This window comes from Acinetobacter sp. CE-15, assembly GCF_051059255.1.
Classification (GTDB): Bacteria; Pseudomonadota; Gammaproteobacteria; order Pseudomonadales; family Moraxellaceae; genus Acinetobacter; species Acinetobacter guillouiae.
On the sequence record NZ_CP192737.1, the window covers coordinates 4,632,232 to 4,645,200 of the forward strand.

Sequence of the window (12,969 nt, forward strand, 5' to 3'; positions counted from 1 at the left end):
GAGGAAACAAGGGATTCAAAAGAATTTAGAGGAATTTGATTTATGGCTAAAATTATTGGTATTGACTTAGGTACAACGAATTCATGTGTTGCTGTACTTGAAGGCGATAAAGTTAAAGTAATTGAAAATGCTGAAGGTACACGTACAACACCTTCTATCGTTGCATATAAAGATGGCGAAATTCTTGTGGGTCAATCTGCTAAACGTCAAGCAGTGACTAACCCTAAGAATACATTATTCGCAATCAAGCGTTTAATTGGTCGTAAGTATCAAGACCAAGCAGTACAAAAAGATATCGGTATTGCACCATTCAAAATCATCAAAGCTGATAATGGTGATGCTTGGGTTGAAGTAAACGACAAAAAACTTGCACCGCAACAGATCTCTGCAGAAATTTTGAAAAAAATGAAAAAAACTGCGGAAGATTATTTAGGTGAAACAGTAACAGAAGCTGTTATTACTGTTCCTGCTTACTTCAATGATGCACAACGTCAAGCAACAAAAGATGCTGGTCGTATTGCTGGTCTAGAAGTTAAACGTATCATTAACGAACCAACTGCTGCTGCACTTGCGTTCGGTATGGACAAAAAAGAAGGCGACCGTAAAGTTGCTGTATATGACTTAGGTGGTGGTACATTTGACGTATCAATCATTGAAATCGCTGACTTAGATGGCGACCAACAAATCGAAGTATTGTCAACCAATGGTGATACATTCCTTGGTGGTGAAGACTTTGATAATGCATTGATCGACTATTTGGTTGAAGAGTTCAAGAAAGAGCAAAACTTCAACTTGAAACAAGATCCACTTGCATTACAACGTTTAAAAGAAGCAGCTGAAAAAGCTAAAATTGAGCTTTCTTCATCTAATTCGACTGAAATTAACTTGCCATACATCACTGCGGATGCAACTGGTCCTAAACACTTAGTGATGAATGTAACACGTGCCAAACTAGAAGGTTTAGTTGCTGATTTAGTTGCGCGTACAATTGAGCCTTGCCGTATCGCACTTAAAGATGCAGGTCTTTCGACTTCTGACATCTCTGACGTGATCTTGGTTGGTGGTCAATCACGTATGCCAATGGTTCAACAGAAAGTACAAGAGTTCTTCGGTAAAGAACCTCGTAAAGATGTGAACCCGGATGAAGCTGTTGCGATTGGTGCGGCAATTCAAGGTGCGGTATTGTCTGGTGACAAAACTGACGTACTTTTACTTGACGTAACACCATTAACACTTGGTATCGAAACCATGGGTGGCGTATTAACTGCAATTATTGAGAAAAACACCACGATTCCTGCGAAGAAATCTCAAGTGTTCTCTACAGCAGCAGATAACCAACCAGCGGTAGATATTTCAGTTTACCAAGGTGAACGTAAAATGGCTCAACAAAACAAATTGTTGGGTAACTTCCAATTAGGCGACATTCCGCCTGCGCCACGTGGTGTGCCACAAATTGAAGTATCGTTCGACATCAATGCTGATGGTATCTTAAAAGTATCAGCAAAAGACAAGAGCACTGGTAAAGAACAATCGATCCAGATCAAAGCAAACTCTGGTTTGTCTGATGCTGAAATCGAAGCAATGATCAAAGATGCTGAAGCAAATGCTGAAGAAGATCGTAAGTTTGAAGAGCTTGCAAAAGCACGTAACGAAGCTGATGCTTTAGTTGCTTCTGCAAACAAAGCTGTGAAAGATCTTGGCGAACAAGTCACTGCTGATGAAAAAACTGCAATTGAAGCAGCCGTTTCTGAGTTAGAAGTGACTGCAAAAGAAAATGATGTTGATGCGATTAAAGCAAAAACTGAAGCTTTACAAAACATCATTATGCCGATCACTCAACGTGCTTATGAAGCAGCTCAAGGTCAAGGCGGCGCTGAAGGCTTCGATCCTAACCAATTCGGTGGTGATGCAGGTCAACAACAGCAAAAAGCTGATGATGGCGTTGTAGATGCTGAATTCACTGAAGTTAAAGATGACAAAAAATAATTTGTCACTTTAATCTTAGAAAACCGCTCAAGAGATTGAGCGGTTTTTTTATATGATCTATTTTTATCCGTAAAGCTATGGAGTCACTTTTGTTTATCTCTGATATCTCTAAAAAAACTGGACTCTCTATCCATACCCTTCGTTATTATGAACAAATAGGCTTGCTGAAAAATATCCATCGTAATCAATCCGGACGACGTGTATATACCAAACTTGATCTGGAATGGCTTGAATGGGTAAAACGCTTAAAATCAACAGGCATGCCTTTAGAAAAAATGCAAGATTTTGCCCAATTTCGACTACAAGGAGAGCAAACCTTAAAACAAAGACAAGCTCTTCTTATTGCGCATTCTGCTCAATTAAAACAAGAAATTCAAAGACTCAAGCAAGAACAAAGTATTGTTGACTATAAAATTGAAATATATGCACAAAAAATGCTTGAGCTAGAGTGAACTCGAGCAGTTAATATTTTTGACTTACGATTTGAGTTAGGAGTAGAGAATGTTAAGTTCAGGTTTTTACATCACCGCAGAATTAAAAATTAAAGATAAAGACAGAATCTTAGAAACCCGTGAAGCCTTACAAGCATTATGTAAGCTCACTCTTCAACAAGAACCGGGATGTAGCTTATTTCAACTGCATCAATGCCAACAAGAGCCAACTCGTTTACTACTTTGGGAACGCTTCGACTCAGAACAGGCTTACCATGCGCATTTTAAACAGCCCTATACACAACACTACCTTTCCAAAGATTTAACCGAAGTGGTGCAACATTTCGTCAGTGATATTGTGCTATAAAAAAGCTCGAAAAATCACTCCAGTCATCGAGTGGTTTTTCTTATTGATCAATTGCCAATCTTCACTAAATCTTTTATCTTAATTATCACAATAATAATGAGTCAAATGATGAAAAACTCTCCTGCTGTATCCAATACAGTGTATTACAGCTTGATCATAGCGCAATTTATATTGCCTATCATTGCAGCAGTCATCGATATTTACAGTACTGAACCCGAGTTAGAACTTCTGGATAAAACACTCTACCAAGACCCGCAAGCTTGGGAATTGGGAGTGATGTCGATCGCAGGTTTAATCATCCTCATCATCACATTTGGTTTATGTTTAAAAAAAGAATGGGCAAGAAAAGCTTATCTCTATACATTTTTCCCAATATTTCTGATTTATTTTATGCCCTTTATGCACTGGATTTACATGACCAGTTATGCAGCGATATTTAACGATCTGGCCTTTGTTTGTTCTGGAATTTTATTGATGATTTTAGTGACTCCATCACTATATCGACCTATTTTTGAACACGATTAATCATGTATAAAACGCTTGCCATCAGCATTGGCTTATATCTCTTTTTAGAGATTCTATGTCATGGTTTTGCATTTTTTGCAGGTAAAATAGTGAGTAAAGCGGATAAACAAAAGCTCAATCATCCTTTGCACCTTGAATTTACACGGCAAACTTTTTATCGCACCATGTTACTGGTCAGCATTATATTAATGAGCCATTTTTATACTGAAATTGCCTATTTTGAGCAGAATGCTTGGATTCGTTTGACATTGAGTATCAGCATTATTTTACTCATCCTATTTATACTCTGGTGGCTAAATGCTTTTATTCTGCGCCAAGTGGTTTTAAAGCAACAACAATCTGTCACTCCGGTATTTAAACAGAAAATCAGCTATATCATGTTGCATCCCTTACAATTCAAAGCTTTATATATCAGCCCTGACTATTTAAAAAGATCTGTTTGGATGAATCGATTACTCAGTGTTTTTGCTTTTATTCTCTTATTTATTGATATCCAAGTCCTGTTTAACGTTTAAATCAACTGATTATGTGAATGAACCTTCCATCGCGATGCCCAAACTCAGCGTTGCATTCATATTGCTGCTTTCCATCTAAAGCTGACTGCTAAAAACATCATCAATTGAAATCAATATTTGTATTGATCACGCAAGCTTTACTTGCTTAAGCATTTGCGATTCTTATATTTTCAGATAAATTATCCACAACAACAATTATTTTTAAATCAATCATGCGTTTTTGGATTCTAGTCTGTGTAATTGCCTTTACTGCTTATTTTGCGATACAGCGCATGATGTATCCGCAATTGAATCATAATTCTGCCATTGATCGTATCACGCATCCTTTAGATACTCGCTTACGTTATCGTATTGGCGAGATAGATCCACGTTTTCATGTTAGTAAACAGCAGGTGCAAAATTTGGCACAACAAGCCACGGATATTTGGCATCAAGGGACCATGAAAAGTCTCTTTGTTTATGATGATCATGCCAAACTGACGATTAACTTAATTTATGACGAACGCCAAGCGGAATCTAGCGCTAGAAACCAAGAGTTGCGTATTTTGCAAAATACCCAACAATATACACAAAGTGAAAAGCAAAAAATTCAGCAACTTCACGCTGAATTAGATCGCACCAATGGTGAGCTTGATCTGCAAAAAACCAATTATCAACGTAAAGTTGACCAGTATAATCAGCTGATCAATACCCTTAATCAATCCCATCAAAATTTAGATGCCACAGCAAGATTGCAGTTAGATCAGCAGAAAAATCAACTGATCATCGAGCAGAACCAACTCAAACAACAGTTAGATATTTATAATCAAAAAGTCTATGAGTTAAATCGCCAAGTTGAACAACTCAACGCTGTCAATCAACAATACAATCAATCTGTGGATCACTTTAATAGTCGTTTCCAACCGCGCCAATTTGATAAAGGCGTATTCGATGGTAAAACCATTAATATCTATGAATTTACATCGGACGAAGATTTACGTGTCACGATTGCACATGAGCTTGGGCATGCTTTGGGCTTAGCGCACAATAATGATCCTAAAGCACTCATGTACCCAATGATGAAAGAACAAGATTTGAAAAATTTTAGATTAACCACAGCGGATTTAGCCATGCTAAACTCAAGACAACGATAAGCAAAATTTAGCGATGATTATCAATTTTAAATCCATAATTTATTTATGTATTTAAATCAGTTTTATGCAAAATCATGTTATTGTGAATCCCTGAAGCAATAAATTGAGGAGATGACTGTGAGCTATTATCATATTATTTTAGAAGTAAATGATCATATCAGCACGATTGAGCAAACTCGTGATATTGAAATTTTTGATATTACTGAACTTCAACCTTATCTCCATTCGATTCTGCTGCCTTATTTCAACGAACAGATCATTGAACTAGAAGACGACAATGTCGAGTTTAAAGATGTTCTACACCTTGAAATTAAACAGACCTTATTGCCAATTCAACATTTAATTGAAGAAGAACAAAAACAGTTACCTAGTGATACCGACGTAACCATTACAGCCTATGAAATTTTTAATGATCGTGATCATACACAGGATGTTACCGCTGTTATTTTAGATGTCCTAGAAGCGGTCAAAATTGATCCTTTCGCAATTGAATAATCCACATAAAAAAAGGTCTGCTTATGCAGACCTTTTAAATGAGATCAAATATTTATTGCATCATATTCTTTGCAGCTTCATTTCTAAAAGCTTTTAAAATCTGTTGGCCTGCTCGACCTGTTGGGCTCAACCCTAACTTCACTTGTTCTTGCTGAATAGCCTGACGCGTTTTATCGCCAATCAAGCCATCTGCATCGCCAATCGCATAGCCTTTTTTCAATAAGTAATTTTGAATTTCTCGACGTTCTGTACGAGATGTTCCTGCATCGTCAGTTGGCCATGCGGTTTGAAAACTGCCCTTGCCTTGTAAACGATCAGACAAATGTGCAATTGCCAGTGCATAACTTTCCGCAGCATTATACGAATAAATTGCATCAAAGTTTTTAAACACCAAGAATGCTGGACCATTTGCACCCGCAGGCATCATTAAACCGGCCTGAGCGCCTTCCGATAAATTGCCTTGAATGATTGGAGTACCGTCAACACGAGTAAAACCACGATTTACCCAAGTGCTCAACGATTTTTTATTACGACGACTTTCACCACCTACAGAGGCGCCAGCTGGAATTTTTACTTCAAAGCCCCACGGCATTCCCGTTTGCCAGCCACGTTTTTTCAAAAAGTTTGCTGTTGATGCCAAAGCATCCGAAGTACTTGAAACCAAGTCACGTCGACCATCACCATCAAAATCTACGGCCAACTCTTCATACGTTGAAGGCATAAATTGAGTATGACCAAATGCCCCTGCCCATGAACCTTTTAACTGTTCTTCGCGTAAATCACCTCGTTGTAAAATACGCATTGTGGCAAAGAATTCACCTCGGAAATAACCTTGTCGACGCCCTTCACAACTTAAAGTTCCCAACGCTTGTAATAAAGGATATTTTCCTGAAATGTCACCAAAATTACTTTCCACGCCCCAAACAGCAACAACCGTTTCTGCTGGAACGCCGTAAGCTGCTGAGACACGGTTTAAAACTTCACGATGCTGAGCCAGCATTTGACGGCCTTTCTCTACCCGCTCTTCATCGACCAAACCTGAAAGATAATCCCAAATCGGTGTTGAAAACTCAGGTTGATAATCCAGTTTGCTGATGACTGAATAATCAGGCGTTAGATTTTGCGTATAACGATCAAAGGTTGTGCCACTAACACCTGAACTGATTGCTTGCGAACGTAAATTTGCAATACAGCTTTGAAAATTAGAATTGGGTGTATAGCTTGTATTCGGTGTTGTTGTGATTGGTGAGCTAGATACAGCCTGACCGTTAATGATTAATTCAGCATTGGCATGCGATGCTGCCAACAAAACAGATCCACAAATCAAAGTTAAATGACGCATAATATCCACAAAATGGTTTTAAATTTAAATTATGTGAATACCATAGCAGTCTGTGAATAAAATGACAGATGTAAAAACGTAAATTTTGAATTCATTTTTCGATTTTAAATTCATAACCCACAGTTCACTGTTTTGAATTTAAATATAGTTATCCACACCCCAGCAAACTTATCATTTTTTAAATTCAAAACTTTCACACAAATTTGAATTCAAAAAACATCATTATTTTAGCAACCTTAGCTTTAAATTTAAAATTCCACTCAATCCCATAAAAACTCGCTCAAGTGTTTATTTTTATCCACAATTTGGATTTTGGATTGGTGAATCAAAACTTATCCACAGTCGTTATTTTCACTTCGAGCAAGCAAAAGTTTAAATTTAAAGTTTTAAATTCAAAAAACACCTTCAAGTTAATTTAAATTCAAAGTGGATAACTTTTTGGGTTTTGCTGTTAATACTTTTGAATTCAAATGTTCTAAACCCTTTAAATTTGAACTTTGAATTTAAAAATAGATGCTTGTTTTTCTGTTTATTGAAGCTGTTTTTATCATCATTCTTGTTTTTATATCCCCAGAAAATGATCCATTTTTGGGTCATTGCTTAACGATAAAATAGGGGGAGCGTCATGATACAGAACAGCAGAGTAGAAAAAAGCGGGCAAGAGTTTGACCGCTTTTTTTACATACAAAATCAAGCTTAAATGTTCATATCTTCGCTTAATGACAATGGATTCGGTAAAATCTTCGCCAATTGACGACATAAAGTCGTTAATTCAGCAGCATCATTTGGCATCAGGGTGATATGACCAATTTTACGACCTTCACGTTCTGTTTTATTATAAAGGTGTAAATGTGCACCTTTTAACGCTAAAACATCTTCGGATTTAGGATGTTGCCCAATGATATTTACCATCACTGTTGGTCGAACCACTTCGGTTGAACCCAGTGGTAAACCTGCCACAGCGCGAATGTGATTTTCAAATTGCGAACATACTGCGCCTTCAATTGACCAATGCCCAGAGTTATGCACACGTGGTGCCATCTCATTGGCATATAAGCCTTTTTCAGTCACAAACAATTCAAGTGTTAACACACCAACATAGTTCAAATGGTTTAACAATCGGGTGATGTATTCCTGCGCAACGGGCTGTAAATCAGCACTGTTTGGAGCAGGAACTATTGAATGCGAGAGAATACCATTGTGATGATGATTTTCAGCCAAAGGCCAAGTTTTTACATCACCATCAATACCACGCACCGCAATAATTGATACTTCACGAGAAAAAATCACAAAACTTTCAGCGATTAATGATCCTGCTGGTCCTAACTCAGCCCATGCCTGATCAATTTGATCGACTGAACGCAGTACAAATTGACCTTTACCATCATAACCACCTGTCGCAGTTTTAAGTACGATTGGTAAGCCTAATTCACTCACTGCAAGCTTAAGCGTCTCCAATGAATCGACTGCTTTATACGGCGCAACAGGAATTTCCAGCTCATCAAATAAAGCTTTTTCAGAAAGGCGATGTTGTGCGATTGCTAAAGCTTGGCGTGGCGGATACAGATCTTTTTGCTTGGTTAATACATCAACATCAATCAATGGCGTATTTTCAAATTCCAGACTAAAAACATCTGCACTGGCAATAAAATCTTGTAACCCATTTTCAGCTTTAGTGCTAAAAACGTGTCCTAATATTGCAGATGGACAATCCGCATCAGCTTCAAAAAATGTGCATTGGATATTTAATGGGAGCGCAGCTTGCGCCATCATACGGCCGAGTTGACCACCACCAAAGATACCGATGGTTTTATTCATAACCTGTGTCCCGTTTTTAAGCTTGACCCGGAATATTTTTACTTGCCACTTTATCGGTTTGAGCGGCACGGAAATCTGCAACATTTTTTGCAATTTCAGGGCGAGTTAAACCTAAAATTTGAGCGGCCATGATTGCTGCATTGGTTGCACCAGCAGGGCCAATTGCCAATGTGCCAACTGCAATACCTGCAGGCATTTGTACAATAGACAACAAAGAATCAACGCCATTTAAAATTGAAGATTTCACAGGAACACCCAATACAGGCAAATCTGTTTTTGCTGCGCACATTCCTGGTAAATGTGCTGCACCACCAGCACCAGCAATAATCACCTGAATACCACGTTCACGTGCTGTTTCAGCATATTCAAATAAGCGGTCTGGCGTACGATGCGCAGAAACTACTTCGGCTTCAAAAGGAACACCAAGCTGTTTCAGCATATTGGCAGTGTTTTCGAGAGTTGCCCAGTCTGATTGAGAACCCATAATAATTCCAACGAGAGGAGCGTCTTGTACAGCGGCCGCATTCATTGCATATATTCCATAAACGAATGTAAGGAAGTTTAAATACTGGTGATCAGTGTTTAAATGAATATCAAGAAGCTCGCTATTATAGACTGATTTTTCATCTCACGAAAATTTAACAGACGTAGGAAGTCAATTTTTTTTAAGGGAACAACCTAAAAGCCGTTTGATTTGAGAATAAATATGATCTCGAACTCATAAGCAGCAGGAAAATTGCTAAAGATTGGGACATGAGATGAATATGCTGTCTGAGTGAAATCCGTTTTAATTCACATCATCACAGCTCATCTACTGGCTTCTAAACACAAAAAACACGCATCCCATCAAACATAAACCCGCCCATAAATAATCTAATTTAAATGGTTGTTTAAACAAGAAAATCATAAATGGAACAAACACCAACAGTGTGACCACTTCTTGGGTGATTTTCATTTGCCCCAACGACCAACCATGTTGTGCCAATAGACGTGTTGCGGGAATCATAAAGCTGTATTCAAGTAAGGCAATGATCCAACCAAACAAGATCGCTTGCCACAGAGGTGCATCATGTAAGAATTTTAAATGCCCATACCAAGCCAAGGTCATAAAACAGTTGGAGATAATTAGTAATAAAAGGGGGAGAGATAAAGCCATATTGATACCAATTAAATTATCAAGATATATTTTTGAACATTCAATGTCTGAACATTAAAGCGCTAAGGCAATATTTTTACGTTTTTTGAAATAATAAATGAGCGAGCCTATTTCCAAAGTACCAAACAACAATACAGTATCGAATACTTGTTTCAATAGCGATTGATCATCATAAAATGAGCTTAATAGACCAATTAAAGCAACCCAAATGAGATGAAAAATTAATCCATTTTTTAATTTGTGATCTTTTGAGTCTTTTGTATTGAGGTATCCCATCCAAATAAACGCAAAATATTGGAAGAAGATTAAAATTACAGCTGCGACCATTAAAGGTATGGATATTATTTTTGCAATGCCTGCTATCAAAGCAGAAACAATAAGCAAAAAAATAAAATACGCGATATTTTTTAATCAGCAGAAAGATAAAATCATGTATATCCATTTTTAATAGATAATTCAGAGTGTTCAATCGATATTAGCATTGATAGAAGAATAAAAATACCAAGTGAGAGTTCATTATTTTCAATAAAAACCCACCTTTAAAATCGTAACAAGAAAAACTATCTTTTCGCCTTAACCCTTGCTATCGTTGCTTTCAAATCAAATGAAACGGCTACACCACAACAACAAAGTGATGTGTCTATAAAAGCACTGGAGTTAACACGAATGCATCTGCATATTTTGGGTATTTGCGGCACCTTTATGGGTTCATTGGCGCTATTGGCGCGTGATTTAGGACATAAGGTCACCGGTTCAGATGCGAACGTTTATCCACCGATGTCGACCCAACTCGAAAATGCTGGCATTACCTTAATGCAAGGCTATGACCGTAGTCATTTACAACCACATCCAGATCTTGTCATTGTAGGCAATGCAATGAAGCGTGGTATAGATGCGGTGGAATATATGCTCAATGAAGGTTTAGCATATATTTCAGGTCCACAATTCCTTGCTGACCATGTTTTGCAAGGTAAACATGTGCTTGGTGTTGCAGGTACCCATGGTAAAACCACAACAACAACAATGCTGGCTTGGGTACTGGATCAAGCAGGTTTAAATCCAGGCTTTTTAATTGGTGGTGTACCTTTAGGCTTTAGTGAAAGCGCACGTTTAGGTGGTGGAAAATATTTCTGTGTAGAAGCAGATGAATATGACTCTGCTTTTTTTGATAAACGCTCTAAGTTCGTACATTACCATCCAAAAACTGCGATTTTAAATAATCTTGAATTTGACCATGCCGATATTTTTGATGATCTAGCAGCGATTCAAAAACAGTTCCATCATTTGGTTCGTACTATTCCAAGTGAAGGTCGTATCATTGCCCCAATTAGCGAAACCAATATTGATGAAGTATTGCAAATGGGTTGTTGGACACCTGTCGTAAGGACTTCACTTGACGCCAATAACAGTGCTGAAGTTTATGCTGAACAGCTTTCTACGGATGGTTCACATTTTAAAGTGCTTCAACACGGCGTAGTAAAAGGTGAAGTGAAGTGGAATATGACAGGTCAACACAGTGTTGCCAATGCTTTGGCAACCATTGCAGCAGCTGAACATGTCGGCGTTTCAATTGAAACAGCATGTGAAGCCTTATCGAATTTTGGTGGTGTGAAACGCCGAATGGAATTACTTGATACGGTGAATGGTATTGAGATATATGATGACTTTGCCCACCACCCAACTGCGATTGATACAACGCTTGATGGTGCACGTAAACGTTTAGGTGAGCGTAAGCTTTGGGCGATTATTGAACCACGTTCAAACACCATGCGTATGGGCAGCCATAAAGATGGCTTAGCATATTCTGCACGTCTTGCAGATGAAGTGATGTGGTATCAACCTGAAGGTCTGGACTGGGATTTACAGCCTGTCATTGACGCTGCAACCAATAAAGCCGTTGTGGCTCGTACACTGGATGACATTATCAGTACCGTTGTTACACAAGCAGGTGAGGGCGATGCTGTGGTGATTATGTCCAATGGTGGTTTTGGTGGATTACATCAAAAATTGATTGCAGCATTAAAAGCAAAATAAGTCGAAATAAAGTGTAGAAGACCCACAAAATTTTGTGGGTTTTTTTTATTGATTTACTGAGGGTGTACTTTCAATAAGTTTAAAATCCTTAAGCTTGACCCAACCTTCAACCAGATCATCTTCTATATTTTGATTTGGATCATTAAATATCACATAAACCCAGTGTTGTTTTTTTCTGTCTTTATAGATTGAATAAGCCGTGACATTATCATTTTGAAGCACAAAAGTATCATTCATCTTACAGATGTTTTTGGGCGCTGAATAAAAATAAATACGATGTTTAGATTTGCCTAACAACTCCCAACGTGGCTGTATTTCTTGCTCTTTTTTATAGGTTTGTAAATTTAATTCAAAACAACTCATTGCTAAACTGAACGATGAACTGCTCAATAACAATACAGTGATTATCATTTTTTTAAACATGTTTAATCTTCTAACCGAATCTGAATCTGAACGGCCCAATCAATGAGCATTGGGCACACAATAAAGCTAAGCTTTCACATCAACAAAACTTTTATCACGTCTAAACATGACTTCGACATAGGAACAAGTGGGTACAATTTTAAGCTGCTTTTCACGTGTAAACTCAACCAAAGTATCCAACAACTGACGCGCAATTCCTTGACCACGCAAGGAGTCATCTACCCAAGTATGGTTCGCAATGATCTGATGCTCACCATGCCATAAATAACTGATCTCAGCAATTCGCTTACCTTGTTCATTATCAAAGTAAAATTCACCTTTTTGTTGATTATCTACATGTTGGAATTGCATATATTCTTTCTCATGGATGTTCTATAACACAATCCCACTGTAGCAAAGCAAACTTAAGATTTCAAAACATCATGAATCGATTGATCTTTATCAAATACTGATTTTGAAAAAGGGCAGAGTGGAATAATTTTCACATTCTTTGAGCGAGCCATCTCTACAACTTGATCTAATAATTTTCGACCTACACTTTGACCACGCAATTCATCTTCTACAAGTGTATGGTCAATAATCAACATATTTTCACCCGCCCATGTGTATGCCATTTCAGCCAAATGGTGACCTTCTTCACCAATATAAAATTCACCTTTTTTACCATCATCTTTATGTCTGATTTCTAACATTTTATTTACTCTTATATACGTTTAAATTTATAGGCCTATTCAAAATGCCATA

General features: G+C 37.7%; 16 protein-coding genes. 8 read left to right on the plus strand and 8 right to left on the minus strand.

Features of this window, described 5'->3' with window-relative positions:
* The first annotated feature begins 42 nt into the window (after nt 1–42).
* The 7 genes from dnaK to ACQ7EO_RS21385 all read left to right on the plus strand — a co-directional run bounded on the left by dnaK (nt 43) and on the right by ACQ7EO_RS21385 (nt 5,452).
* A complete protein-coding gene (dnaK, locus tag ACQ7EO_RS21355; RefSeq protein ID WP_004719012.1) occupies nt 43–1,986 on the plus strand; it encodes a molecular chaperone DnaK in 1,944 nt (647 codons plus the stop codon).
* 89 nt (nt 1,987–2,075) lie between these two features.
* Nucleotides 2,076–2,438, plus strand: a complete 363-nt coding sequence (locus ACQ7EO_RS21360; RefSeq protein ID WP_209828958.1) for a MerR family transcriptional regulator — start codon at nt 2,076–2,078, stop codon at nt 2,436–2,438.
* 49 nt (nt 2,439–2,487) lie between these two features.
* Entirely contained in the window at nt 2,488–2,784 is a 297-nt protein-coding gene (locus ACQ7EO_RS21365) for a putative quinol monooxygenase (protein ID WP_056515471.1), read from the plus strand.
* 108 nt (nt 2,785–2,892) lie between these two features.
* Complete coding sequence (locus tag ACQ7EO_RS21370; protein ID WP_004719005.1) at nt 2,893–3,309, plus strand: hypothetical protein; 417 nt, start codon at nt 2,893–2,895, stop codon at nt 3,307–3,309.
* 2 nt (nt 3,310–3,311) lie between these two features.
* The gene (locus tag ACQ7EO_RS21375; protein ID WP_434278644.1) at nt 3,312–3,824 is read left to right on the plus strand and encodes a hypothetical protein; all 513 of its coding nucleotides are present in this window, start codon (nt 3,312–3,314) and stop codon (nt 3,822–3,824) included.
* 212 nt (nt 3,825–4,036) lie between these two features.
* Nucleotides 4,037–4,957 carry a matrixin family metalloprotease gene (locus ACQ7EO_RS21380; protein WP_434278645.1) on the plus strand — a complete coding sequence of 307 codons (921 nt, stop codon included), beginning with the start codon at nt 4,037–4,039 and terminating at the stop codon, nt 4,955–4,957.
* A 111-nt stretch (nt 4,958–5,068) separates the two neighbouring features.
* On the plus strand, nt 5,069–5,452 hold the full coding sequence (locus ACQ7EO_RS21385; protein ID WP_154130490.1) for a hypothetical protein: 384 nt from the start codon (nt 5,069–5,071) through the stop codon (nt 5,450–5,452).
* A 52-nt stretch (nt 5,453–5,504) separates the two neighbouring features.
* Here ACQ7EO_RS21385 and ACQ7EO_RS21390 read toward each other — a convergent pair whose 3' ends face one another.
* The 5 genes from ACQ7EO_RS21390 to ACQ7EO_RS21410 form a co-directional block, all read right to left on the minus strand.
* Nucleotides 5,505–6,794 (minus strand): lytic murein transglycosylase, encoded by a 1,290-nt coding sequence (locus ACQ7EO_RS21390; RefSeq protein ID WP_244014508.1) that lies wholly within the window; start codon nt 6,792–6,794, stop codon nt 5,505–5,507.
* Between the two features lie 696 nt (nt 6,795–7,490).
* The gene (locus ACQ7EO_RS21395) at nt 7,491–8,612 is read right to left on the minus strand and encodes a 5-(carboxyamino)imidazole ribonucleotide synthase (RefSeq protein WP_004718994.1); all 1,122 of its coding nucleotides are present in this window, start codon (nt 8,610–8,612) and stop codon (nt 7,491–7,493) included.
* Nucleotides 8,613–8,628: 16 nt separating this feature from the next.
* Complete coding sequence (purE, locus tag ACQ7EO_RS21400) at nt 8,629–9,141, minus strand: 5-(carboxyamino)imidazole ribonucleotide mutase (protein ID WP_004718991.1); 513 nt, start codon at nt 9,139–9,141, stop codon at nt 8,629–8,631.
* A 282-nt stretch (nt 9,142–9,423) separates the two neighbouring features.
* Complete coding sequence (locus ACQ7EO_RS21405; protein ID WP_034613299.1) at nt 9,424–9,768, minus strand: DMT family protein; 345 nt, start codon at nt 9,766–9,768, stop codon at nt 9,424–9,426.
* 54 nt (nt 9,769–9,822) lie between these two features.
* Nucleotides 9,823–10,152: a hypothetical protein gene (locus ACQ7EO_RS21410; protein ID WP_434278646.1), complete on the minus strand. Its 330-nt coding sequence runs from the start codon at nt 10,150–10,152 to the stop codon at nt 9,823–9,825.
* Between the two features lie 282 nt (nt 10,153–10,434).
* On the opposite strand from ACQ7EO_RS21410, the gene mpl reads away from it, so the two are divergent.
* Nucleotides 10,435–11,802, plus strand: a complete 1,368-nt coding sequence (gene mpl / locus ACQ7EO_RS21415; protein WP_209828971.1) for a UDP-N-acetylmuramate:L-alanyl-gamma-D-glutamyl-meso-diaminopimelate ligase — start codon at nt 10,435–10,437, stop codon at nt 11,800–11,802.
* 45 nt (nt 11,803–11,847) lie between these two features.
* Here mpl and ACQ7EO_RS21420 read toward each other — a convergent pair whose 3' ends face one another.
* From ACQ7EO_RS21420 to ACQ7EO_RS21430, 3 genes are all read right to left on the minus strand, one after another.
* A complete protein-coding gene (locus tag ACQ7EO_RS21420) occupies nt 11,848–12,225 on the minus strand; it encodes a hypothetical protein (RefSeq protein ID WP_004818156.1) in 378 nt (125 codons plus the stop codon).
* Nucleotides 12,226–12,291: 66 nt separating this feature from the next.
* Nucleotides 12,292–12,576 (minus strand): GNAT family N-acetyltransferase, encoded by a 285-nt coding sequence (locus ACQ7EO_RS21425; RefSeq protein ID WP_434278647.1) that lies wholly within the window; start codon nt 12,574–12,576, stop codon nt 12,292–12,294.
* A gap of 53 nt (nt 12,577–12,629) precedes the next feature.
* Nucleotides 12,630–12,917, minus strand: coding sequence for a GNAT family N-acetyltransferase (locus tag ACQ7EO_RS21430; protein ID WP_004818159.1), 288 nt, complete (start codon nt 12,915–12,917; stop codon nt 12,630–12,632).
* Nucleotides 12,918–12,969 lie beyond the last annotated feature (52 nt).

Excerpts from the sequence above, each read along its gene's own strand:
- dnaK (WP_004719012.1), top strand. The coding sequence starts at position 43 with ATGGCTAAAATTATTGGTATTGACTTAGGTACAACGAATTCATGTGTT.
- ACQ7EO_RS21365 (WP_056515471.1), top strand. The coding sequence starts at position 2,488 with ATGTTAAGTTCAGGTTTTTACATCACCGCAGAATTAAAAATTAAAGAT.
- ACQ7EO_RS21370 (WP_004719005.1), top strand. The coding sequence starts at position 2,893 with ATGAAAAACTCTCCTGCTGTATCCAATACAGTGTATTACAGCTTGATC.
- ACQ7EO_RS21375 (WP_434278644.1), top strand. The coding sequence starts at position 3,312 with ATGTATAAAACGCTTGCCATCAGCATTGGCTTATATCTCTTTTTAGAG.
- ACQ7EO_RS21380 (WP_434278645.1), top strand. The coding sequence starts at position 4,037 with ATGCGTTTTTGGATTCTAGTCTGTGTAATTGCCTTTACTGCTTATTTT.
- ACQ7EO_RS21385 (WP_154130490.1), top strand. The coding sequence starts at position 5,069 with ATGACTGTGAGCTATTATCATATTATTTTAGAAGTAAATGATCATATC.
- ACQ7EO_RS21390 (WP_244014508.1), bottom strand. The coding sequence starts at position 6,794 with ATGCGTCATTTAACTTTGATTTGTGGATCTGTTTTGTTGGCAGCATCG.
- ACQ7EO_RS21395 (WP_004718994.1), bottom strand. The coding sequence starts at position 8,612 with ATGAATAAAACCATCGGTATCTTTGGTGGTGGTCAACTCGGCCGTATG.
- purE (WP_004718991.1), bottom strand. The coding sequence starts at position 9,141 with ATGAATGCGGCCGCTGTACAAGACGCTCCTCTCGTTGGAATTATTATG.
- ACQ7EO_RS21405 (WP_034613299.1), bottom strand. The coding sequence starts at position 9,768 with ATGGCTTTATCTCTCCCCCTTTTATTACTAATTATCTCCAACTGTTTT.
- mpl (WP_209828971.1), top strand. The coding sequence starts at position 10,435 with ATGCATCTGCATATTTTGGGTATTTGCGGCACCTTTATGGGTTCATTG.
- ACQ7EO_RS21420 (WP_004818156.1), bottom strand. The coding sequence starts at position 12,225 with ATGTTTAAAAAAATGATAATCACTGTATTGTTATTGAGCAGTTCATCG.
- ACQ7EO_RS21425 (WP_434278647.1), bottom strand. The coding sequence starts at position 12,576 with ATGCAATTCCAACATGTAGATAATCAACAAAAAGGTGAATTTTACTTT.
- ACQ7EO_RS21430 (WP_004818159.1), bottom strand. The coding sequence starts at position 12,917 with ATGTTAGAAATCAGACATAAAGATGATGGTAAAAAAGGTGAATTTTAT.